22 protein-coding genes are annotated in these 21,540 nt (G+C 44.1%); 13 read left to right on the top strand and 9 right to left on the bottom strand.

Features of this window, described 5'->3' with window-relative positions:
- The first annotated feature begins 1 nt into the window (after position 1).
- Genes L1D37_RS08010 through L1D37_RS07960 form a run of 11 tightly spaced genes read left to right on the top strand, consistent with a single transcriptional unit; the run spans position 2 to position 10,128 of the window.
- Positions 2 to 1,366: a pilus assembly protein N-terminal domain-containing protein gene (locus L1D37_RS08010; RefSeq protein ID WP_239847504.1), complete on the top strand. Its 1,365-nt coding sequence runs from the start codon at positions 2 to 4 to the stop codon at positions 1,364 to 1,366.
- The gene (locus L1D37_RS08005) at positions 1,363 to 1,848 is read left to right on the top strand and encodes a hypothetical protein (protein WP_239847503.1); all 486 of its coding nucleotides are present in this window, start codon (positions 1,363 to 1,365) and stop codon (positions 1,846 to 1,848) included. Before L1D37_RS08010 ends, L1D37_RS08005 begins: the two co-directional genes overlap by 4 nt.
- Positions 1,848 to 3,092: a chromosome partitioning protein ParA gene (locus L1D37_RS08000; protein ID WP_239847502.1), complete on the top strand. Its 1,245-nt coding sequence runs from the start codon at positions 1,848 to 1,850 to the stop codon at positions 3,090 to 3,092. The genes L1D37_RS08005 and L1D37_RS08000 overlap by 1 nt, the downstream gene beginning before the upstream one ends.
- Positions 3,089 to 4,363: a CpaF family protein gene (locus L1D37_RS07995; RefSeq protein ID WP_239847501.1), complete on the top strand. Its 1,275-nt coding sequence runs from the start codon at positions 3,089 to 3,091 to the stop codon at positions 4,361 to 4,363. Before L1D37_RS08000 ends, L1D37_RS07995 begins: the two co-directional genes overlap by 4 nt.
- 2 nt (positions 4,364 to 4,365) lie before the next feature.
- Positions 4,366 to 5,271 carry a type II secretion system F family protein gene (locus L1D37_RS07990; RefSeq protein WP_239847500.1) on the top strand — a complete coding sequence of 302 codons (906 nt, stop codon included), beginning with the start codon at positions 4,366 to 4,368 and terminating at the stop codon, positions 5,269 to 5,271.
- A complete protein-coding gene (locus tag L1D37_RS07985) occupies positions 5,268 to 6,119 on the top strand; it encodes a type II secretion system F family protein (RefSeq protein WP_239847499.1) in 852 nt (283 codons plus the stop codon). The genes L1D37_RS07990 and L1D37_RS07985 overlap by 4 nt, the downstream gene beginning before the upstream one ends.
- The gene (locus tag L1D37_RS07980; protein ID WP_239847498.1) at positions 6,119 to 6,832 is read left to right on the top strand and encodes a tetratricopeptide repeat protein; all 714 of its coding nucleotides are present in this window, start codon (positions 6,119 to 6,121) and stop codon (positions 6,830 to 6,832) included. The genes L1D37_RS07985 and L1D37_RS07980 overlap by 1 nt, the downstream gene beginning before the upstream one ends.
- Positions 6,833 to 6,835: 3 nt before the next feature.
- Complete coding sequence (locus L1D37_RS07975; RefSeq protein ID WP_239847497.1) at positions 6,836 to 7,357, top strand: TadE/TadG family type IV pilus assembly protein; 522 nt, start codon at positions 6,836 to 6,838, stop codon at positions 7,355 to 7,357.
- On the top strand, positions 7,344 to 7,889 hold the full coding sequence (gene tadF / locus L1D37_RS07970; protein WP_239847496.1) for a tight adherence pilus pseudopilin TadF: 546 nt from the start codon (positions 7,344 to 7,346) through the stop codon (positions 7,887 to 7,889). The genes L1D37_RS07975 and tadF overlap by 14 nt, the downstream gene beginning before the upstream one ends.
- Positions 7,889 to 9,499 (top strand): TadE/TadG family type IV pilus assembly protein, encoded by a 1,611-nt coding sequence (locus L1D37_RS07965; RefSeq protein WP_239847495.1) that lies wholly within the window; start codon positions 7,889 to 7,891, stop codon positions 9,497 to 9,499. Before tadF ends, L1D37_RS07965 begins: the two co-directional genes overlap by 1 nt.
- Before the next feature lie 8 nt (positions 9,500 to 9,507).
- Positions 9,508 to 10,128 carry an OmpA family protein gene (locus tag L1D37_RS07960; protein WP_239847494.1) on the top strand — a complete coding sequence of 207 codons (621 nt, stop codon included), beginning with the start codon at positions 9,508 to 9,510 and terminating at the stop codon, positions 10,126 to 10,128.
- A gap of 122 nt (positions 10,129 to 10,250) precedes the next feature.
- On the opposite strand, the gene L1D37_RS07955 is transcribed toward L1D37_RS07960, so the two are convergent.
- The 6 genes from L1D37_RS07955 to L1D37_RS07930 form a co-directional block, all read right to left on the bottom strand.
- Positions 10,251 to 10,541 carry a putative quinol monooxygenase gene (locus L1D37_RS07955; RefSeq protein ID WP_239847493.1) on the bottom strand — a complete coding sequence of 97 codons (291 nt, stop codon included), beginning with the start codon at positions 10,539 to 10,541 and terminating at the stop codon, positions 10,251 to 10,253.
- 508 nt (positions 10,542 to 11,049) lie between these two features.
- A complete protein-coding gene (locus L1D37_RS07950; protein ID WP_239847492.1) occupies positions 11,050 to 12,192 on the bottom strand; it encodes a hypothetical protein in 1,143 nt (380 codons plus the stop codon).
- Positions 12,168 to 13,568, bottom strand: a complete 1,401-nt coding sequence (locus L1D37_RS07945; RefSeq protein WP_239847491.1) for a thrombospondin type 3 repeat-containing protein — start codon at positions 13,566 to 13,568, stop codon at positions 12,168 to 12,170. The genes L1D37_RS07950 and L1D37_RS07945 overlap by 25 nt, the downstream gene beginning before the upstream one ends.
- Positions 13,569 to 14,144: 576 nt before the next feature.
- Entirely contained in the window at positions 14,145 to 14,642 is a 498-nt protein-coding gene (locus L1D37_RS07940) for a hypothetical protein (protein WP_176679180.1), read from the bottom strand.
- Positions 14,643 to 14,884: 242 nt separating this feature from the next.
- Complete coding sequence (locus L1D37_RS07935; protein ID WP_239847490.1) at positions 14,885 to 15,676, bottom strand: oxalate:formate antiporter; 792 nt, start codon at positions 15,674 to 15,676, stop codon at positions 14,885 to 14,887.
- A 235-nt stretch (positions 15,677 to 15,911) separates the two neighbouring features.
- Positions 15,912 to 16,445 (bottom strand): dihydrofolate reductase family protein, encoded by a 534-nt coding sequence (locus L1D37_RS07930; RefSeq protein WP_239847489.1) that lies wholly within the window; start codon positions 16,443 to 16,445, stop codon positions 15,912 to 15,914.
- Positions 16,446 to 16,538: 93 nt separating this feature from the next.
- Here L1D37_RS07930 and L1D37_RS07925 point away from each other — a divergent pair, with 93 nt between their 5' ends.
- Both L1D37_RS07925 and L1D37_RS07920 read left to right on the top strand, forming a co-directional pair.
- A complete protein-coding gene (locus tag L1D37_RS07925; RefSeq protein WP_239847488.1) occupies positions 16,539 to 17,108 on the top strand; it encodes a TetR/AcrR family transcriptional regulator in 570 nt (189 codons plus the stop codon).
- 205 nt (positions 17,109 to 17,313) lie between these two features.
- On the top strand, positions 17,314 to 18,846 hold the full coding sequence (locus L1D37_RS07920; RefSeq protein ID WP_239847487.1) for a phospholipase D family protein: 1,533 nt from the start codon (positions 17,314 to 17,316) through the stop codon (positions 18,844 to 18,846).
- A 121-nt stretch (positions 18,847 to 18,967) separates the two neighbouring features.
- Here the strand turns inward: L1D37_RS07920 and nfsA are convergent, their stop codons facing one another.
- The 3 genes from nfsA to arcC form a co-directional block, all read right to left on the bottom strand.
- Positions 18,968 to 19,690 carry an oxygen-insensitive NADPH nitroreductase gene (gene nfsA / locus L1D37_RS07915; protein ID WP_239847486.1) on the bottom strand — a complete coding sequence of 241 codons (723 nt, stop codon included), beginning with the start codon at positions 19,688 to 19,690 and terminating at the stop codon, positions 18,968 to 18,970.
- A gap of 94 nt (positions 19,691 to 19,784) precedes the next feature.
- The gene (locus L1D37_RS07910) at positions 19,785 to 20,405 is read right to left on the bottom strand and encodes a TetR/AcrR family transcriptional regulator (protein ID WP_176679185.1); all 621 of its coding nucleotides are present in this window, start codon (positions 20,403 to 20,405) and stop codon (positions 19,785 to 19,787) included.
- Between the two features lie 125 nt (positions 20,406 to 20,530).
- A complete protein-coding gene (arcC, locus tag L1D37_RS07905) occupies positions 20,531 to 21,439 on the bottom strand; it encodes a carbamate kinase (RefSeq protein WP_239847485.1) in 909 nt (302 codons plus the stop codon).
- Between the last annotated feature and the right edge of the window lie 101 nt (positions 21,440 to 21,540).

Genomic DNA, 21,540 nt, shown 5'->3' with positions numbered 1-21,540 from the left:
TATGGAAAACAGAGTAATTATAAGAGCAAACTCTTCCTTGTTGGCGCTGCTGTTTGCTTTGCTATTCAGTGTTAGCGCATGGAGTGGTGACCGCTATATCACGCTGAATGATGCAAGGCACATTCGGTTGAACGAAGCTATTGGCAAAGTGTTCATCAGTAACCCAGACGTGGCTGATTACAAGGTCATGAACGACAACACAGTGGTGGTGTTTGCCAATAGCATTGGTCAAGCTCGATTGCTTGTGTATGGCGTGTCTGAGAACGTGCTGTTATCTGAGCGAATAGTTGTCGATTTGAACTTAACCCAAGTACGCCGTCAAATTGACTTCTACTACCCTGAGTTGGATATCAAGTTAGAGTCAGTCGGTCCTCAAGTCGCGGTCAGTGGTGTGGTTGAGTCTGAAGAGCAGCGCGATGATATCTATCGCATGGTCGCTACGTTATTGGGGCGTGAAAAGGTTGAGCGTTGGAATGAAATACAAACGCTAGAGTTTGAATCAGATACGTTATCTGTGTCAGAACCGGAGAGCATGATCTTTGCGCGCAATATGACTTGGGAAGGGATTATTGAGCGTTTAGAAGTGGCTGGTACACGACAGGTAAACGTAAAAGTTTCGATTGCTCAAGTTACCGAATCGTTTGGTGAAACCATCGGTGTGGATTGGAGTTCGGTGGGTTCTAATGTGGGTGAGTTCGTCTTCAATCAGTTTGAGGCGGAAGACCTTGTTAGTGTTATCTCGGCTATTGGCAACGACTCAGTCGCTCAGGTTCTGGCTGAACCTAATCTCAGCGTGATGTCCGGAGAATCCGCCAGTTTCCTTGTTGGTGGTGAAGTACCTGTCATTGTTTCAACCAATAGCAACGTCAATATTACCTTTAAAGAGTTTGGTATTCGCCTCGACTTAACCGCAAAAGTAGAGAGTGATGATCGTATTCGCATGCAGCTCTTTCCGGAAGTGAGCGAGGTTGATGGTTATGTGACCGCTGCTGGTATTGAAGTCCCCAAATTAGCTTCAAGACGAGCTATGACCACGGTTGAGCTAGGAGATGGTGATAGCTTTATTCTGGGTGGATTGATGAGCAGTGCGGACTATGAAGAGATGCAAAAAACGCCACTAATTGGTGACATTCCGATTATTGGCGCGGCATTTCGTAAGGCCATCACCGAAAGGCGTAAGACAGAGCTCATTATTGTTGCGACGGTTAACCTGGTTAAGCCGATTCGTTCTACTGAAATCCAAATGCCTTATATCCACAAAACCAACACACTGACACGCTGGTTAAATATTGAGTTGGATGACCATAAGGCTCCGCAGTCTGATGCGACGATTCGTTTGCTGTCTGAAGGAGGATTCATCCAATGAGAAATTATCTAATATGCAGTTTGATGCTTTTGTTGGTTAGTCTTGGTGGTTGCTCTGCAGAACGTTACTTCACCGGTAATGGTGCAGAAGCCATGGTCTACGAAGAGTGGCATTCGTTTGATATTGATTTGCGTGGACATGAAGATCAAGAAAAAGTGATTGCGAGATTAATTGAGAAAATTCACCAGCAAGATCCATATGCCCAATACACGGTGTTGCACCGAAATAACAATAGCAAACAAGTATTTTCTGCGGCTACGCAAGGATTGACTGAGTTATCGAGCGCGACGAAGCGTGTTCATTACATTTACTCGCCAGACAATATTGCTGACCTCACGATTAGAGCAAAGGTGTTAGCAGCCCATACCGAGTTGTGTCAGGCCATAGAGTTGTTTAAGAAAACAGGGCAGATCAATTGTTTCGTAGAATCTGCACGCATTAAGCAAGTCGCGAATAAACAGCGGTTGATAGGAGGTCAATAATGTTTGATTTATCTAAGGCGCTAAGTAGTAAATCGCAATCAGCGACTCTCCAAGAAAAAGTGGACAATAGTGGTATTCACTGCACCTTTATCTACCAAACTCAGGAGTGTTTAGATCTTGTTCAAGAGGTGTTTCGCTTCGAAGGATGGGATGAACCCAAGTTACTTCGTTTTAACCTCGCTCATATAGATGAACAAGAAGAAGATGAAATCATTCTTTTTGAGCTCAGTGAATCTAATGATGTCGTTGAAGATGCAAAACGCTTTGCTAGCAAGCTCCCTACTCACAAAGGGATCATTGTTATTGGTAAAGAAGACTCGATCTTTACCATACGGGCGCTTCGTGATATTGGATTTTATTACATGCTTTGGCCTTTTAGTAAATCCGATTTGGCTGACTTCTTAATGCACGTAGAGCAGAACTTAAAATCGTTTGCCGGTGTGAGCGAACACCGCAAAGCGAAGCGTGTTGCTGTTGTTGGTGCAAAAGGTGGGCTTGGGGTGTCGTTCATTTGTTGTGAGTTGGCGTCGTACTTATCCATTCGAAGCAGTGACACTATCGTTGTTGATCACCACGGTAATCACAGCAATATGGATGTTTTGCTCTCCTTGGATGATTTTTCTCGCCAAAACATCGACGAGTTTACCGCACCCATTCATGAGTTGGACGAAGAGGGCGCTTTAAGTTATCTCATCCGAGTTCGTCAGAACTTACGCTTGTTGGCCTTGGATAGCGAAAAGAAACAAGAAGATGTTCTGCAATATACTAATACCTTGTATGAACTGCTTTCTCGCTCGACCAACTTTGTAATTGAAGATTTCTCGGGCAGTGTTGATTTTGAGGTTATCCCTCAAGAACTCATCGATAACTACGATGTGGTCGTGGTCGTCAGCGACGCATCGGTTTCTTCTGTACGTAATGCGAGAGTCTTGCTAGAGAAACTGCAAAACGCACGTATTTCTCAATCTCGTAAAACGCGCTTGCTTACCGTTGTGAACCATCATCGCCCTCATAAAGCCTTTGTGCTGCATTCTAAAGAGCTAGAGAACTATTTGGGAACACCTGTGGATTTGCTGTTCGACTACTGTAGCAACCTTTCACACATCATTGTCGATGGTAAGAGTGCACATAAGCATGACCGACATATTCGAGATTCAATTTGTAGCCTTGCTAGTTTGATCCAGGGGCAACCTGTAGAGCATGGTTTGTTCTCACATTGGTTAACAAAGAAGGCACGTAAATGAGTTCAAATAAAGAATTGTACCTCGCATTTCGCAGCCAAATTTTTGAAGCCATGGATGTGGAAGCGGCTCAGCAGATGAGTCAAGACGAGCTAGAAAGCCAGATTCGTAATGCGGTTGAGATGCTAGTGTCGAACTATGGCCGACCTATTACGGGCTTGATGAAAGCGGGCTTGGTGAAAAGTTTGATCGATGAGATTTTTGGGCTTGGTCCGTTACAGCCCTTAGTCGAAGATCAGTCCATCACCGATATCATGGTCAATGGACCTGAGCGTATTTTCTATGAACGAAATGGGCGAATCCAAAAGTCTGATATCACCTTCGTTAATGAAGACCAGGTGCTAGCAATAGCCAAGCGTATCGCCTCGCGTGTCGGCCGTCGAGTCGATGAATTATCGCCTACCGTGGATGCGCGCTTGGAAGATGGTAGTCGTGTAAATATCGTTATCCCTCCAATTGTGCTTGATGGCACATCCATCTCTATTCGTAAGTTCAGGGAACAGAATATTGGTTTTGAAGACTTGGTAAATTACGGAAGCATGTCATCAGATATGGCTCGAGTATTGATGATAGCGGCTCGATGCCGAATGAATGTGCTGATATCCGGAGGAACAGGTTCAGGTAAAACAACTTTGCTCAACGCATTGTCTCATTACGTTGCGGATGATGAACGCATCGTGACCATTGAGGATGCGGCTGAATTGCGACTCCATCAAATGAACTTAGTGCGTATGGAAACTCGTGCTGAAAGCGTGGAGCGAACAGGTGCAGTTACTCAGCGAGACCTTGTTATTAATGCTCTGCGTATGCGACCTGATCGGATCATCTTGGGTGAGTGTCGTAGTGGTGAAGCGTTTGAAATGCTCCAAGCCATGAACACAGGCCATGATGGCTCAATGTCGACACTTCATGCCAATTCACCGCGTGATGCAATTGCTCGTGTTGAGTCTATGGTGATGATGGCGAACCTGAACCAACCCCTTGATGCGATTCGCCGTTCGATCGTTAGTGCGGTCCAACTTATCATTCAAATAAACCGTTTGAGAGACGGTTCGCGAAAAATCACCAGCATCTCTGAGGTTGTTGGATTAGAGGGAGACAACGTCGTATTAGAAGAAATTTACCGATTTGATTTCAATGATAGTGAGTATCGCGACACCGTCACCGGTGATTTTGTCACTAGCGGTATCATGCAACGCTCAGAGTTGGTGAAAAAAGCTCACTTTTACGGTTTGTATGATGAGTTGATGCAGTCATTCAAAGGGGAGAGGTAATTATGCTTTGGGTTGCGTTGATATTAGGCTCCATCGCTATTTTGATGATGAGAGGCGACAAGAAAAAGAAAATTAACCAGTACTTCGATTTCGAAGACAGTGGAGATTTGGTGAACTTGCACGCCATCAATGTTAACGAACTCACGAATCGAAAGCGTTGGCAGAGTTTTATGTCGGATGCCAGATTGGTTGCCGATGTTTTAGGTCCAAGATCGGCACTTTACATCACCTTATATACTTTAGGTACGGCATTCATGTTGTGGTATGTGATGACAGAAATTGCTCGATTTGGCTCGCTCTGGATGTTTGTCGTCATGTGGATGGTGCTGCTGTTTGTAGGCTATCGATATTTGGTTAATCGTCGCCGTAAGTTGTTTACTAATAGCTTTCCTGATGTATTGAATATGCTGATGAGTGCAGTGACTGCGGGTGATAGCTTAATGCATGCGATTGGTTACGTTGGCGAGAAAATCGATACCGCCATCGGCCATGAGTTTAAGATCATGAGTGAGCGCTTGAAAATGGGGGAGGCACCAGAAGTGGTATTAGATCGCGCCTGTCGTCATTACCCTTACCCAGAGTTTGTGTTCTTTACACTTACGCTTAAAGCCAACCTTGCCCGAGGGGGGCAACTTAAGAACGTGCTCGCTCGATTGATTCGAGTGTTAGTTGACGCACGAACTCTTGAGAAGAAAAAAATGTCGATGACTTCCGAAGCTCGAGTTTCTGCAAAGATCGTCGCGGCCATTCCTCTTGGTTTCACTATACTGATCAGCCAAATCGCCCCTCACAACTTAGAGATCCTGATGGAACATCCTATTGGTAATTGGGTGATTATCTATGTGATTGGTAGTGAGTTATTGGGGTTGTTTATTGTTTGGTTGCTTGTGAAAGGAGTCAGCTTATGAATAGCACCATTGCGATACTTCTTTTTTTGGGCGCCGTATTGTGGGGAATCTTTGAGCTGTACTTCCAACAACAACGTCGTGAACGAATTGGGAAATACGTCCAAGGTTCACATCGAACCATGGGTTCTTTTATTGGTAATTATTTCATCAGTTTCGGACAGCATTATCGCAGCGAGATAGAGGTCAAATTGGTTGAGGCTGGCCTGTATCATCGAGACTACGCCAAGTACTACTTTCCGTTAAAAGTCGCCGTCGCGCTAGTTTTCATCGCAATACTGTTTGTTGTCGAACTTTCCGTTCAGGTGCGAATGATGGCGGTGCCAATGGCGTTGGTGTTAATCATCATTGTGCCGGATATCCTACTCAATATGCGCAAAGCTTTGCTGATCAGAAAGATCTCAGGAAAGTTACCTTATCTGCTAGATATGATGGCGGTGTGTGTGCAAACCGGGATGACAATCGAAGCCTCGTTAGATTATTTGGGACAAGAGTTTGAGGCGTTCGATAAGGATCTCTGCTACCAAATTAAACGCACATCAGACTCGGCGAAACTGATTGGCCTTGAGCGTGCGCTGAATGACTTCTCTGAGAGAGTGCCTACCAATATCGTGCAAAGCTTTGTGCTGACAATATTACAAAACTTGAACTACGGTACCTCAATCGCGCAAGTGCTGGGGGACTTGGCAGAAGACATGCGCAAGATGCAAGTACTCACGATTGAAGAGAAGGTTGGCAAGCTCTCTTCAAAAATGAGTGTCCCACTTATTTTGCTTATTCTGATGCCGATTGTGGCTTTGATTTTAGCACCGGGCATTATCCAAGTTATGGACGCAATGGGAGGCCAGTAATGAACCGATTATTCCGTATATTGGCGCTCCAACTGATATTCGCCTCTCTTGTCGGCTGCCAATCTACTCCTGATGAACAAGCTAGCTCAATGCAAAACATGCTGAGTATTGGTAACTATCAAGGGGTAATTGCACATTATCGACAACGCTTGGAAACGGATCCCGATGATTATGAAGCTATGGATGCGATTGCGCATGCCTATTATCAAACTGGTGATGTTGAATCTGCGAGTTTCTATACCCGTTATATCAGTGAACATGGTTATGCCAATCAGCAAGTCGCTCAATTGATGGGACAAGTGGCGGCAGATATAGGGAATGACGAAGAGGCGTTGTCCCACTATTTTGATTCAATTGAGTTGGGCAATAAGGGCGCGCAAGTGCACAACTTGATCGGCATTTCGTACTCTCGATTAGAGCATTTTGAATCTGCAACAACAGCGTTCAATCAAGCTCGATTGCAAGGGTATGATGAAGCAACAGTCAAGAATAACCTCGCTGTTGTCTATTTAGCGAAATCCGACTACCGCTCTGTGGTGTCTATATTAGCGCCTCTTATTGAACAGCAACCCCAAAACAAAACCGTCAATGCTAACTTGGCACTGGCGTTATCAAAACTCGGTCGTTATCAGGATGCCCGTTCGTTACTCGAAGCCGATTACAGTGATGAAGATATTCACCATATCCTTTACCAAATAGGGCGTAAGGAGTGACGTATGAAAATGAGTCTTCGGAAACATCAAAGGGGTGTGACTGCTGTTGAGTTTGCATTAGGCGCAATGGTTTTGATTTTGTCTACCCTGATTATTTTTGAGAGTAGTTATCAGGTATATGTGACTAATTTAGTGGATTACTCACTGCGAGAAACGATAAGAAATACCAAGATCAAACTGCATGACAGTAATGTTCCTAGTGACATACACAAGTTCTATCAAGACCAGTTTGATGCATTGATTAATCAAAGTGGGCAGCTGTGGAGTTTTTTAGTGGCACCGGATAAGTTTTCAATTACCGGTGTTTATTATGACGATTATACCGCGTTTGTAGCGGGTACCACGTCCATCAGCTTTGGCGGTGAAAGCAGTGAGGTTGAGAGTTTTGATTATAGTCTTGCAGAGTTGACGGTAAGTTACGATTTTTCACCGATGACTCACTTGTTTACATCGATCAGCATGCCTATCTCTCGAACTATGGTGTTGAACCTCGAACATGAGGAGTGGCCAAATGAAAACGAATAGCCGACTTTTACAAACAGGTTCTTTTACTGTCGAGCTTGCTTTAGTGCTGATGGTCTTGTGTTTGATTTACCTTTTTTCGACAGATTTAAGCCACAAACTACTTATGCAATCTGCGCTAGACCGCACATCATTTGCGCTGGTGAACATCCTTAAAGAGCGGACTCGCTATTACGACGGTGATGTTCAAGATGGAACAAACCTAAACGTTCAACAGCAGCAACTGGAAGATATGCAAAAGCTGGCAGCACGGCTACTTGGTCAAGAAGCTGATTCAGTGATGATTAATATTCAATCTCTGACTCAGGGAGAGTTGAGAGGCGACATTGAGAGCGAGGCGCTACAAACCGTAAATTGCGACGTGCCAGAGATTGATAGTGAGACATTTAAGAACTTGGTCCCAGTTGAAGATGGAGTGATATATCCACTGTACAGCGTGACAGTATGTGAAACCTATCCGTCTTGGTTTGGCGTCTTCACCAGCTCTTCTGAGACATTAACATTATCTTCGACATCTGTGATGACGGGGAGGTAATGATGAAAGCAAATTTGAGTTTGAGAAAAAAGCAACAAGGTGTTGCAGCCATTTGGCTAGCGTTGGCCTTAGTTCCTGTTATGGGCTTTACCTTCTTATCGGTAGAGGGGACGAGATACATCCAAACATCGGCGCGCTTGAATGATTCATTAGAGGCTGCAGCTATTGCTGTCACTATTGCTGACTATCGAGACGAGAATGAAACCAACAAGTTAGCAACAGATTATGTTAAGGCCTATGTTCGCGGAGCGAAGGATATTGGTATCACTTCGGAGTGGGAACATCAAGAGTGGATAGAAGCAACGGAAACACCAGAGCACATTCAGTATCGCGTTGCTGCGAGTACAACGCATCAATCCTGGTTTGCCAGTCAATTCATACCATCATTTGATGAAACACAAGTCATCACAGGTCAATCGGTAGCGAAAAAATACCCAGTACTACTTGGTGATAATAATATTGATTTGATGCTTGTTTCTGATTTTTCAGGGTCTATGAATTGGCGTTGGGGAAGTAGAAAAAGTTGCACTTACAGTAGTTGTAAAATCAATGATCTGAAAGACGCGGTTCGGTCACTAGCTGAGACTGTGTTATGTCATGAGGTTGTAAAAACAAAGAACCGTACGGTTTGTTCCCTTGATGACACTGATAATGAGTGGGCAAACCGCATAGGTATTGTTCCATTTAACATTAGAACAAGAGAAGTGGTTAGTGGAATCACCGTAGCAGCGTCTCAGTTGATGTATCGAGGAGACGTTACAGTAGATTTAACTAGCAAAAAATACCTCAATGTAAACTGGAACGCGATACGAGATTACGAGCTCAGCTATCTAATTGACTGTGTAGAAGACGTATCTGAATGTGATGATAAAGACTTGAATAAGTCAGGAAAAGTAAAGGGCAGAATAATACGTGCGTACGATGTTCTTACTTCTAGCCATGATGAATATCCTGATAACACTGATTATGTGGACTACCAAGCAAGTGTGGATCATCTACTTACAAATAAAGTAACAGTCGATTTGCCAGTACAAACGCCTAAATTAAAACGTACTTATTACCAAATCGAAGGTGTTGAGCTCTACAAAGGTTATGGATCGAGTGCTGATGATCAATTTAACAATATAGCTCTAACTAATAATCTGATTTCACTTCTTGGCGTCAATGTTGATGGCACATCGCACAGTACTTACGGTGTTTACGATATGAAAGCCGGGGGAAGTACTGCAGCATTTCAAGGCATGTTGCGAGGGTTTCAATTGCTTGCTGTTGGTAAACCAGAGACGAATGATCCGGATGAGATCGAGGATTATAACAACAAACTAAAAATGTTGTTTGTCTTAACTGATGGTCAGGAGAGCCCTAATAACGGCATTTTTGGTGGCTTAGTTGATGCTGGCATGTGTGACAAAGCGAGAGAACTCATTCCTGGATTGTTCATTGGTGTAATTGGAATTGATTTCCAGGCTTCTCAACAGAGTGGTTATCAAGATTGTGTTCTCGACTCAAAAGACATCATTGACGTGACGAACCTTGAACAACTAAAAGAAAGTATTGAAGAGCTTATTCGCCGTGGGGCGAAAAGTAACGGTGTGACCCAACTTTATTAGGAGTGCTTATGAACAGGAATTCGACATTGAGCCTTGCAACTGCGTTGGTGCTCACCGCATTTTCGGCGCAATCAGAGCCTCAACAATATTACTGCGATACCGGTGTGATTGAGTTTCAACATGCAGTGGATATTGGGGCTGTGACCGGCATAGGTACGCACCGACAAGGCTATTTGGTTGTGGAGGCTTACCCGGATGGAAATCACGTACAACAAGTATTATTGGACAAGGTGATGCAGACCCGCCGTTTAGGTGATTGCAACAGCTTTGTTGCATCGCCTTCGATGCTCAATGACCAGTCACCTGTCGCGATGCGCGTGAACTTCGCCTTTGATAGTGACGCTATCACTCCAATGGCTCAACGAACATTGGAACACTTTAGCTTGGGGGTTGCCGAAGCGGAGCAGAAGTTGGTAGTTGAAGGCCATACCGATGCTATTGGTACTGAAGAATACAACCAAGGCCTAGGGTTCAGAAGAGCTGACCAAACAGCGAAAGTACTTAAAAAAGAGGGCGTACCCAGCCAGAACCTGACAATAAAAAGCTTGGGAGAAACCCAACCTATCGCCTCAAACCATGATAAACAAGGTCGTGCATTGAATCGCCGAGCAGATGTGGTTATTGAGTAATGTTGGGTGAGCTATACAAACGTTGCTCAAATGAAAAAGCCCCGCTGAAGTGCAGCGGGGCTTTCAAATCTTACTCGATAGCTTGTCAGCGTACTTACTCGTAAAAGGTTATTGGACTTTACTTAAGCGATTTTCGTCATCTCATTCAGTGTGAATGACGCAACACAACCTTCCGTTGCAGCCATGTACTCAGCAAGGTGAGTATTACCCATGTGTGTTTGCCAAAGTTCGCGAGACATCCAGTTTTCGTAGAAAGTGAAATGCGCTGGATTTTCATTGTCTTGGTGAAGGTCATAGTTGATGCAACCCTCTTCCGCACGAGTGATATCAATCAGTTTTAGTAGTTCTGCTTTAACCAATTCAATTTTATCTTCGTTAGCGACGATGTTTGCGATGATAGTCAGTTGAGTCATGTTCATTACCTATATTATTTGATTCACCGAAGTGGTGTTGGTCTTTGTCACAGGGCTTATTAGCTCAAGAGCGGGTCTATGTTTATTGAGCCCTCATCTGTGTCGATGGATAAATAATAGTAGGAATATTCAAAACGATAAACCGCGCTACGTTTGAATTATTATCAAAAATTAATTGATAATAAATCGAGGTTTATAGTCTATCGGACATAGTTTAATGAATATTAAAACCCTCCAGCCCAAGCATCAAAATCATCAATGTAGTCGAGTTCTTGCTGGCTTCTTGGGGTTGGGTAATAAGGTAGCGCTAATCTCACAACAGAAGGGAGCAGTTCCTATTCTGGTTTGATTGGTGATGGTGGAATGAGTTTGTTTTTGACGACCAAAATGAACAGCAGGGTTGAAGAGAGTAAAAAAGCGACACGCTAATAACAACGCGTCGCACTTAATTATGTCTTATTAAATGTATGACCTAGTACCTATCTTTATGTCTTTCTTCTTATATAAGTTATAGGTCGTAGTGATCTATGGCACTATGCTCACCGATGTTGGCTCGGCTATTCCATGCCTCTACTCCATATAATCCATCAAAGATAACACTTCCTTCTATCTCAGCATTGCAACCATGATAAGCCTCAAATGATGCAAAGCCCGCCTCTTCGTCTATACCTGTCAGTGTAAAATCGCCTGGTAGGTAAAAAGAAGCAGCGTGGCATTCCATAGCTTTCGCTTCTATTTTTTCAACAGAGAGAGAAGAGTTTGCATTCAGAGCAAGAAAGCCTGAGAGCAAGATGCTTTCTGCTTCAAGCGTCGAGCTGTCTGCAACCTCCAGTGAATGCGCCTTTAATTCTCCGCCATAAAAGGTCGCATTTAGGTAAAGCTCTAAAGAATCATTAATGTTTAAAGGGCTTAACTTGTTTTTTAAAACAGAGTTGCCAGCGAGTCTAATTGATTGTGATATACCAGTGAGGTTTTTATCAAAACGGATATACGAACCATGATAAGCACCGAGTTTAAGGTTATCTAAGCTACCTTGTTTTATTCGTAGGTTTGATGAATTAATGTAGATATTGTCCAGCACTTCACCATCTAGTATTTGAGGTGCAGGAAGGGCAACATTGCTTAACTTAACATAGCTGTTTCTGTCGATATCGATCATACCCGAGGCAATATTAAAGTTTTGAAAAGAAATATTACTTTTACCTAAAATAATCAAAGCGTAGAGCTCTGGGTCATCAGCTGTTTCAACTGCACCAGAGATCACACTGCCGTCTTCACCACTTAAAAGCAGGTTGTCTTTGTTGATGGTAATTGGGCCTGTGCAATTACCACTGAATGTTACAGTGAGCGGGCTTGGGTAATAGGTCGAGTCCAGCAGGTTTTTTAGTGCCTGACTATCATCACTGCAGTTAATAGATACCGTTGAGTCTTCACTATTATTAGCTGCTTCAATTTTTTCCTCAAGGTATAAGAAGTTAGCATTCACTTCTTCTGCCTTCGCTGGGGTTCCTGCTGAAAAGGTAACAAGCTCTTGGGCATGGGCCAAACTTATGGAAGTGGTGGTGAGCAAAAGAGTAGTGACCAGGTTCCGTTTTATATTTCGCATAATTCTATCCTTAGGCAAGGTTACTGCCAGTTTGATTGGTTCCATTTAGTTTGATTCCATGTAGCGTCAAGCTGTGAATGACTATCACATGCGTCTCCAATTCCATCCTCATCCATATCAGACTGTGAAGGATTGGCATCGAAAGGGCAGTTGTCTGTGACAGAGTCAATTCCGTCGTTATCGTTGTCCCCTGCTTGCATTTCATCGTTAGGGAATTGGTCTTCTAGATCTGGGTAACCATCGTTATCGTCATCAAGGTCGGCTGTATCGCCAACGCCATCTTGGTCGAAATCACTCCACTCAGTCGGGTCATCGTCGAACAGGTCTTGGTTGTCGCCCACATTGTCCTTATCGCTGTCTTGCCATTCTGTTGAATCATTGGGAAATGCATCAACCAACGTGTCGTAGCCATCACCATCAGGGTCACCCGCCCGTGATATGTCATAAGGGTATTCATCTAAATCGTCCGAAATACCATCGTTATCATCATCGGTATCGGCATTGTCACCAATTTCGTCTAAGTCGTTGTCGGCATGTTCTCTAGGATCGTAGGGAAATAAATCTAGGATGCTATCGACTCCGTCGTTGTCAGGATCGCCTGCTTTGGAAGAGTCATTGGGATATAGATCGTCAACATTAATAACGCCATCTCCGTCATCATCTTGAGTGAAATCCTGTTCTGTATACACAGGGCTTTCTGTCCCAGTTGTTTCGAGTGCGTGCTGAATTTTGTCGGAAACCACGGTTAGCTTTTCATCTAACTCGGATTCGCCAGTAGGTGTGTTAGCCAATTGTTCAAGTTGCTGTGAGTTAAGGTTCAAAACATGAGAAGCGACAATATTCTCTGCGATAAATAGCGTCTCATTATCTTCTGAAGAACCGTCGTTACTTGCAATATAATCCCCAAGTACTTGCGAAGGTGAGAGGTTGAAAGTGTTGGCAACGTGGCTTACCGCTTCCTCTTTTGTCGTGTCAGTACCTGCCGCGAAATTTTGAGTGATATGCAGATGTACCAAGGTACTAAGAGGAGTGACGGTATCTTCCCCTATGGGGGCTGACAAAAGAAAGTCGGAAGTGACTGTTTGACCTGGATTAGAAAGATCTTCTGTAAGGTTGGCAATTGCCGCCACGACAACAGGATACTCTTGTGGGCTTAGCCCATGCAGTTCGAAGCCATCCAATTCAAGGTTCGCCACGCCCTCACCATTAGAATAGGCGACAGGTTCGGTTGCGGGATCGTGTTCAAAGTTATGATTGATATCGAGCCAAACTTTGGCATTTTTAAGGTAACCGTCAATGGCGGTTATAGAATATTGCCCGTGGTCAGTGTTATTTAAAGAAGCGCTGTCATTGTCACTACAAGCTGTCAACAATGAGCTGGTCGCTAGTGTCAACGCAATAGCTGTTTTAGATACTTCCATAGTGCCTCCATATTTTCAGGTGCCGTTCCTAGCATTGAAATCACGTTAAAAAAATATGGTTGCGTTGGCATCACCCACCTGAGGTATGAATTGTGTAAATCAAATGCTAACTTGATGTAAATCAATCTTGATGGTTGGTCTTTTGATGAATATTTGCTTAATTGGTTGATGGCTTGGCTAATGTGAGGGTTGCATGATGCATCAAAATACATTTTAAGTATTCGAAGCAAAGTAGAATTGGTTCGGCGACTATCGATTGATAATTTTCAATTGATCGTAAATTTTTGTTTTTATTTTAATAGCGTTGTTTTAGGCAGAAGTGATGTGTCTTTCTCTTAGAATGTTTTCATAAAGCAAGTCATATTGCTTAAACTGGTTTGGTGTTTACCTGAAGCAACATGCAAAAATCTCTTCCCGTCAAGAATTGCAATAATGAAATATATTTATCAGTGGCAAGTGGGTGGGTGAGTAGTGTTAAATATGACGCGGACTTCTTTTAGGAAAAGCATCTTTGATTAGAGGTCTGGGTTTTCTTCATACCCAACATCCAATGTAACTTTTTACCTTGAATGAAGATTAAAACCCGCCCGCCCAAGCATCAAAATCATCAATGTTGTCGAGTTCTTGCTGACTTCTTGGGGCAGGGTAATAAGGCAGGGCTAATCTCACAACGGAAGGGAGCAGTTCCCATTCTGGCGTCATCTTCAGGCGTTTCAATTCGTCATTAAGGCGCACAAACATGTAGTAGCCATCGCTGTGAGTGTTCGCATAACTTGCGACTGTTGCAATATCACCAGAAGGCAATTTTACATCTCGGCCGAGCGGGTAGAGTTGGTGAAGCGCAAAGCTCACTTTCGGGTCTTGTAGCTTGCCTTGCTTAAAGCGTTCTAGGCCAATGGCAGTTGAGGTCGTGCGAGGCTTCCAACCTGTGAGGAACAAGCCACTCAAGCTATCTTGGAACGGTTTACCCTTTCGATTGCCTTCATTGCTAATGAATTGAACCGTCAGTTTGTCTCCCGATTCTTCCAGAATTTCTAAAAACTGTTCACCAGTACGATCGACTAAAAGCTTCATAAGACCCAGATACCATTAAGAATGAGATACGATAAATGGTACTACTTTAGGGGAGGTTTTGGTAGGGAGGATTTTATTGCGGGTTGGAAGGACAATTTAAAGGCTATAGCGAATACATTACATCGAACAAAAAGCGGCGAACAGATTACAAAGGGCAACATACAAACGCCGAGAGCAAATCACTCTCGGCGTTTTTGGTTGATGAACAATTACACCCTTTGGGTGGATTCATTTGGTATGAACTAGCTCAGTTCATCTTCCACATATTGAAGACAAAATGACTGAGCGTGATCATCAATGTTGACTTGCTCGTTACCTCTTAACTCAAGGTACAGTGTGACAGCTTGTTTGAGTGCAGGGATCAATGCGTCACGTTCTGGCATTGCGACTGTTTTTACGAGTGCTTGTGTAAATTCAGGCAGTCGCTCTTCAATTTTTCTCACGCCAGATGGCGTCAGCCCAGCTTGCTTGAGGGCTAACGGAGATAACACGTTTTGACGAAGGAAGGAGAGGAATTCAACCGTCTCGAAGTATTCCCCACGAGCAATTTTGGTTGCTGCATAGTGCGTCCAGATCCAGAAGCGATCTTCAATCCATTGTGGATCTGGTTGTGGATAGTGTGGTTCAGCGGTACTGAATACATCGGTCAATAAGCTATCTCGTTCCCATAACACATGGTTGTTATCAACTCGAACGGCTGCATCTGGTAGAGAGACAAATTTGAAATCAACGTGTACTGGTTCTGGGCCAAATATCGACACAATTAAGCGTGGCTCGCCAACGTGTTCACCAGTAAATGCCGCAACTTTACCGCCAATGTTATCAAGAATGTCGAATCGTTCTTGCATCACGCTTTCGTAGTCGGCTGGGTTGATTGCGATAACAAAGTCTAAGTCGCTGTATTTGTCCATCGAGTCAGATCCAAAAGATCCGCTTGCGGCAATACCACAAATTCGAGGGTCTCGAGACAAGACATCAATCACTTTGATAAGAAGTGTTTTGTGAGGTGCTGGAAGAGTGCTTGGGTAGTTCATATTTTACCTATCTTGAAAAAGTTAGAACTGCAGTGCAGCTAGTGCGGCAAAATCAACGCAGCATTACAGAATGTCAATGTCGGCATATCTTGTCAATAGAATATAGAACGGCCTTGGGCAAGAGCTAAGGCAAAGTGGGCAGGGGGATAATCTAGCAAGCATGATGGTATTTCATGATGAGCCAAGTCAGTTTTGGCTCATCAGTATAATTAACCCGAGTATGTGGGTTAGCCGTTTAACGCTTACGCAAGTAGTGAGTTTGTACAATCTCATCAAGGTAAGTCGTGACGCCTTTCAGTGTAAAGTCGAGAGGAGAAACTAAGTCACCAAACAAAGGGGAGCCACCACCAAGAACGACGGGAATCGTCGAGATGATCAGTTCGTCAATCAGGTCTTCTTTTATGAAGTTTTGAATGGTGACGCCGCCATCAATGTAAAGGTTGTTCATGCCTTTGCTGTTCAGACCCTCGATGATCTGAGTTAACTCGCCCTTCATCAGAAACACTTTACCTTCCAGTTCCTTAGGCACTTCCGTCAAGGTGTTACTCAGGACATATACCGGCTTGCTGTAAGGCCAATCAATACCGAAGCTCAACACCATATCCATCGTGTTACGGCCCATGACCAAAGCATCAATGCGATCAGTATGGGCGTTGTAACCCATGTCATCGCTCTCTGGATTTGGGATCGCGTGTAACCAATCTAGGCCACCTTGTTTGTCTGCAATGTAACCATCAAGACTCGCGCCGATAAAGACAATATTTGACATTTTTAACTCCGAAATTGAACAGGAACTTGGCAACCACACCGTAATAAATTAAAATATTCTACAGTGTAGAAATTAAGTTTAAGAGGTGGTGTTATGACTGTCAAGGATCAAAAGCGAGGTCGACCAAAGAGTGGATCAAGCCAACTCAGCGCTGACAAGATCTTAGATACGGCCAAAAGCATGATGCGCGAAAGTGGCAAAGTACCGAGTATTCGAGGGTTAGCGACAGAGCTCGGTGTGGATGCGATGGCGATTTACCACTACTTCAAGAATAAAAATGATCTCTTGGAATCGATCACTGTGTCTTTGGTAGGAGAAGTTGCGCAGCCTGAGCAAAACCAAGTGTGGCAAGAGAACCTTTATCAACTCAGCGTGAGTTATCTGTCGGTGTTGAATGACTATCGAGGGTTGCTCGAAACCCTGCTGACGATGAAATCTCTTGGGCCTGTTGAGGTGTTTAGCGAGCGCTTTGAAGCGGTAATGAGCCCTTTGGAGTTAACATCAGAACAATCGGAAGACGCTCTTCATTTGCTGGTGGACTACCTGCATGGCTATGCGCTAGCACTCAACTGCAACCCAGATAGAACGGAAATTACGGTCGAGATGGTGAGGAAGCCTTTAGGCCTTTACTGCTTGGGTATCGAACAGCTGAGAGTGCAGTAATTTCAGAACCAAGATGAAGGTTTCAGGGCGCGGTTTAGTGATGTGCTGCTCGCGACGGAGTGCTGATGTTTCATTTATAGTGGATAATTACCTATAAATTTCAGGCTTTAGCAGTAATAATCAATGAATAGACCTGAACAGCTTGTGAGTCGAAAGCTGTCGGGACAGTTTCTAAAGACGTCATCGTGAAAAGGAAGTCAGACACATGCCTGTGCTCCAACGCATCAGTTTAACCTTAGTTTTGGCCGCTATTTTGGGCGGCTGTTCTTCATTACCAGAAGGCATTGACCACCCAGCAGAACCGTACACCTCTTATGGACCAAGCACTTTGTCGGTTTTAGCGGATGAATATCAACCACAAGCATCAGAGCAGGCGACTACCGCCGTTCGCTTACAAGAATCCGGTTGGGATGCATTAGCACAGCGTTTGGCGTTGGTTGAAAGTGCAGAGCACACCATTGATATTCAATACTATATTTGGAACTCTGACGAATCGGGCAGATACCTAGCGAGTCGTTTGTTAGCCGCAGCTGATCGTGGTGTTAAGGTGCGAGTGATGTTGGACGACATTAACCTCAATGAGCGTGAAGGCTTATTATCGGCACTGGATGCACACCAAAACGTCGAGATCCGAATCTTCAACCCAACCCCAACACGCCGTGGTTTCAGTAAGTGGTTGAGCTTCCTTGGCGATTTCTCTCGCTTAAACCGTCGTATGCACAACAAGTCGTTTACCGTTGATGGCACCTTGTCAGTAGTTGGTGGGCGTAATATTGGTGATGAATACTTCGACCTTTCTGACGAGATCAACTTCCGAGATCGTGATGTATTGGTGATGGGCTCAGTCGTTACCACGATCCAAACCAGCTTTATTGAGTATTGGGACAGCCGTTGGTCTTACCCTGTTGATATGCTGGGTGACGACGAACAACCGGATCTTTCAAAGATTGACGATATCACCGTTCCACAATACAAAAACTACCCAGAGTTACCCTTAAATCGCGAAGCGGCAGATAGCTTGCTGAAAGAGGCGCTTAATGAGATGACTTGGGTGAATGCTCGTTTTGCTTACGACCGCCCTGTGCCTGTCGATTCAGACAATACTGATGAACCTAAAGCAACGGCGGTTCTGTTAGGACAGCTCGCAAGCGAATCGAAACAAGAGATCTTGCTTGAGTCGGCTTACCTGGTATTCGATGACGGTCAGTTAGAAGAATGGCAAACGTTGAACAACGAAGGCGTTGAGATAAAGGCACTGACCAACTCAATGGCCTCGAATGACTTGGTGACCAATCACTCTGCTTACGCGGGTCGACGCTACGACATGTTAGAACATGGCATCGACTTGTTTGAGCTAAAACCAGATTCCAAGTTGTGTGAAGCATCTACCCAAGACGTGTCTAAATGTGCGCCTGAAACGGCTTATGGTCTGCATGCTAAATCTGTCGTATTTGACCGCAGTATCGCGAGTATTGGCTCATTTAACTTCAACCTACGTTCGACCTACCTCAACACGGAATCGGTGCTAATCATCGAGAACAAAGCGATTGCTGAAACACTAGCTGAAACCATCGAACAGGCGATGAGCGAAGACAACAGTTGGCGCTTGGAACTTGAAGACGGTGACGTGTATTGGTACTCAGGTGACCAAAGTTGGGACAGCGAGCCAGAAACAGGAAAATGGGAACGAATGCAGTCAGGCTTCTTACAGCTTCTCCCGATAGAGAAATATCTCTAAGAGAATCGACCTCATAGAAAAGAAAAATGTCAGCGCATAATACGCTGACATTTTTGTTTGTGATGGCGAAAACAGAGCTCGTTCATCGGAATCTTTTTCTGTCTTTAGATCTGCTCTCGATCTATCGCTTGGTCAGCAGCTTGCTGTTCAAGTAAGGCAGAATATGAGGGCGAGATTCACCAGACAGCTTTTGTGTGATCTGCTGTGACCAGCTGCTTTGCTTTTGATTACTTGAGCGGTTTGCGTAGTAGCTCTGCATCGAATCGTCGTAGCGTGCGATTTCGTCTAAGCTCAACGGCTGATATTGGTTTTCGTGCATCACCACGTGAGCAGGAAGGCGAGGTTTTATTTCAGGCTGCTGCGCAGGGTGACCTAAACACATACCAAATAGCACGGCCGTGTGTTGCGGTAGTTCCAGTAGTTCATCGACTTGTTGCGCACTGTTACGCAAGCCACCGATGTACACGCCACCTAAACCAAGAGACTCAGCCGCCAGCATACAGTTTTGCGCCATGATGCCAGAATCAACGGCGCCAATCAGGGTAAGCTCGGTAAAGTCGGTTTTTACTTCTGGGTTAATCTGAGCGTGGCGTTGATAGTCGATACAAAACACCAAAAACTCGGCAGCACTCTCCACATAAGCTTGGTTGCCTGCGTATTCTGCTAACAGTTTGCGCTTCTCTTTGTCTGTCACTCTCACGATAGAAACAGCCTGCAGTAAGCTCGATGACGACGCGGCAAGGCCTGCCTGAACAATTAAATCGAGGTGCTGTTGTTCTATTGGTTGGTCCGTATATTGGCGAATGGAGCGGTGCCCCAAAATGGTCTCAATCGTACTGTTCATAGCTCTCAGACTGTCCTTGTTTTTATGATGTATTACAAATCACCATAACGACATTTGAGGTTGGGGTAAACCTCAAAACAGCCTTTGTTGAAGACTAGTGGGTTTGGCTTTTCATCGTTTTAGGGCAAATGTGAGGAATGTACAATTGTAGGTATGATTCCGTGAGTCGGATGGCTTCATTTGCAAGCTCTGGAGTAATGTGACCGTGTTGACGATAGGACAAAGAGTAAATTTTATCAGCAACTTGCAGCGAGATAGCGAAGACATTGATTGATTGCGGTAACTGAGGAACATCAAAGAACTGTCGATAAATCGTTTCTACTTCTTTGCCCAAAATTAAGTCATTCTCTGTGTCTGCATGACCTAACTCTGTAAATGTATGACGACCTAAAATAAGCTTTTTAGCAATCGGGTGATTGTTATAGTAATTCACATACGCTGTTTCAATCATACGATTGATATCAGTCCAGTGATTAACATGTTCCACATCTATACATTTACCGAGCAGAGAATCGAAGTCAATAAATACGTCGTCTAACAAGTTGTGGAATAAGTTTTCAATATTCGGGTAGTGATGATAAACCGTGGATGTTGCCATTCCACACTCTTTGGCAACATCGTACATTGAAATATCAGTCGCTTCACGGCGTTCCATTAGTTGCACAACAGCATCATGAATTCGAATTAACTTTTCTTCGGTGGTTACTTTGCGCATCTAATGGTCCTCACTGTTATTTGGAACACGAAAAACATAAAGGGTTTTTAATCAAAGTTCCAATTGGAATATTCAAAACTTAGACTTTGTTACCCTTTATTTATATAAAGCATGATAAGCCGTTATTAGGCTTTAATATGTGTCCCTGTTTTTCCTTCTATGATCTCTAATGCACTCGACAGGTCACCAATGTGTCCGTGTTGTTTTGTTTTCTCCACAAACTGACAACATGCGTCGACCTTCGGCCCCATCGAACCTGCTGGGAAAGTGTACTTTTTCATTTGCTCAACTGACACGTTTTCAAGCTTCTCTTCTTTTGGGGTCCCCCAATCTAAACAAACATGAGATCCGTCGGTGAGGATCAGCAAATGTTCTGCGCCGATTTCTTCTGCGATAAGAGCCGCTGTCATGTCTTTGTCGATGACCGCTTCGAAACCTACATAAGCGCCATCTTTCTCGACGACTGGAGCACCGCCACCACCGCCACAAATAATTAAGTGTTCTTTCTCTAGCAAGTCTTTGATGGCTTTTATCTCTAGTACTTCTTTCGGTGAAGGGGACGGAACCACGCGGCGCCAGTGTGCTCCGTCAGGCTTCACAATCCATTGGTTGGCTTCGGCGAGTTGTTTAGCTTGTTCTTCTGTATAGACAGGGCCAATAAATTTGGTCGGGTCAGCAATTGCAGGGTCATTTTCGTCAACAACAATTCGAGTTAAGATCGTGGTGGTAAAGCGATCTTGAATCGCAGCGTTTAAGCCTTGTTGGATAAGATAACCAATCATCCCTTGCGTCTCAGCGCCAAGCACATCAAATGGGTAAGGTGGGCAATCTTTGTAAGCATTATTCTGCAACGAGAGTAAGCCTACTTGAGGGCCATTTCCGTGCACAACAACCAAACGGTAATCTTTACTTAGTTCAGCCAAAGAAGCGGCGGTTTGCGCGATGCTCTTTTTTTGGTTTTCGCAACTCATTACCTCACCACGTTGTAGTAAAGCATTCCCACCGACAGCAACAACAATAATAGGCTTCGACATGTTTAATTCTCCAAATGATATTTCGCTCATAGCAAATAAGTTGGTTTGAATTGTATTTAAATATTGTCGGAGTCGTGGGGATAAAAATCACAATTCGATTT

The organism is Vibrio sp. Isolate33 (genome assembly GCF_022397895.1).
Taxonomy (GTDB): Bacteria; Pseudomonadota; Gammaproteobacteria; order Enterobacterales; family Vibrionaceae; genus Vibrio; species Vibrio pomeroyi.
This window is presented reverse-complemented; position numbering and strand designations above follow the sequence as displayed.

Excerpts from the sequence above, each read along its gene's own strand:
- L1D37_RS07940 (WP_176679180.1), bottom strand. The coding sequence starts at position 14,642 with ATGAAGCTTTTAGTCGATCGTACTGGTGAACAGTTTTTAGAAATTCTG.
- L1D37_RS07935 (WP_239847490.1), bottom strand. The coding sequence starts at position 15,676 with ATGAACTACCCAAGCACTCTTCCAGCACCTCACAAAACACTTCTTATC.
- L1D37_RS07930 (WP_239847489.1), bottom strand. The coding sequence starts at position 16,445 with ATGTCAAATATTGTCTTTATCGGCGCGAGTCTTGATGGTTACATTGCA.
- L1D37_RS07995 (WP_239847501.1), top strand. The coding sequence starts at position 3,089 with ATGAGTTCAAATAAAGAATTGTACCTCGCATTTCGCAGCCAAATTTTT.
- L1D37_RS07955 (WP_239847493.1), bottom strand. The coding sequence starts at position 10,541 with ATGACTCAACTGACTATCATCGCAAACATCGTCGCTAACGAAGATAAA.
- L1D37_RS07960 (WP_239847494.1), top strand. The coding sequence starts at position 9,508 with ATGAACAGGAATTCGACATTGAGCCTTGCAACTGCGTTGGTGCTCACC.
- L1D37_RS07945 (WP_239847491.1), bottom strand. The coding sequence starts at position 13,568 with ATGGAAGTATCTAAAACAGCTATTGCGTTGACACTAGCGACCAGCTCA.
- tadF (WP_239847496.1), top strand. The coding sequence starts at position 7,344 with ATGAAAACGAATAGCCGACTTTTACAAACAGGTTCTTTTACTGTCGAG.
- L1D37_RS07920 (WP_239847487.1), top strand. The coding sequence starts at position 17,314 with ATGCCTGTGCTCCAACGCATCAGTTTAACCTTAGTTTTGGCCGCTATT.
- arcC (WP_239847485.1), bottom strand. The coding sequence starts at position 21,439 with ATGTCGAAGCCTATTATTGTTGTTGCTGTCGGTGGGAATGCTTTACTA.
- L1D37_RS07990 (WP_239847500.1), top strand. The coding sequence starts at position 4,366 with ATGCTTTGGGTTGCGTTGATATTAGGCTCCATCGCTATTTTGATGATG.
- L1D37_RS07925 (WP_239847488.1), top strand. The coding sequence starts at position 16,539 with ATGACTGTCAAGGATCAAAAGCGAGGTCGACCAAAGAGTGGATCAAGC.
- L1D37_RS08010 (WP_239847504.1), top strand. The coding sequence starts at position 2 with ATGGAAAACAGAGTAATTATAAGAGCAAACTCTTCCTTGTTGGCGCTG.
- nfsA (WP_239847486.1), bottom strand. The coding sequence starts at position 19,690 with ATGAACAGTACGATTGAGACCATTTTGGGGCACCGCTCCATTCGCCAA.
- L1D37_RS07980 (WP_239847498.1), top strand. The coding sequence starts at position 6,119 with ATGAACCGATTATTCCGTATATTGGCGCTCCAACTGATATTCGCCTCT.
- L1D37_RS07985 (WP_239847499.1), top strand. The coding sequence starts at position 5,268 with ATGAATAGCACCATTGCGATACTTCTTTTTTTGGGCGCCGTATTGTGG.
- L1D37_RS07965 (WP_239847495.1), top strand. The coding sequence starts at position 7,889 with ATGATGAAAGCAAATTTGAGTTTGAGAAAAAAGCAACAAGGTGTTGCA.
- L1D37_RS07950 (WP_239847492.1), bottom strand. The coding sequence starts at position 12,192 with ATGGAACCAATCAAACTGGCAGTAACCTTGCCTAAGGATAGAATTATG.
- L1D37_RS08000 (WP_239847502.1), top strand. The coding sequence starts at position 1,848 with ATGTTTGATTTATCTAAGGCGCTAAGTAGTAAATCGCAATCAGCGACT.
- L1D37_RS08005 (WP_239847503.1), top strand. The coding sequence starts at position 1,363 with ATGAGAAATTATCTAATATGCAGTTTGATGCTTTTGTTGGTTAGTCTT.
- L1D37_RS07975 (WP_239847497.1), top strand. The coding sequence starts at position 6,836 with ATGAAAATGAGTCTTCGGAAACATCAAAGGGGTGTGACTGCTGTTGAG.
- L1D37_RS07910 (WP_176679185.1), bottom strand. The coding sequence starts at position 20,405 with ATGCGCAAAGTAACCACCGAAGAAAAGTTAATTCGAATTCATGATGCT.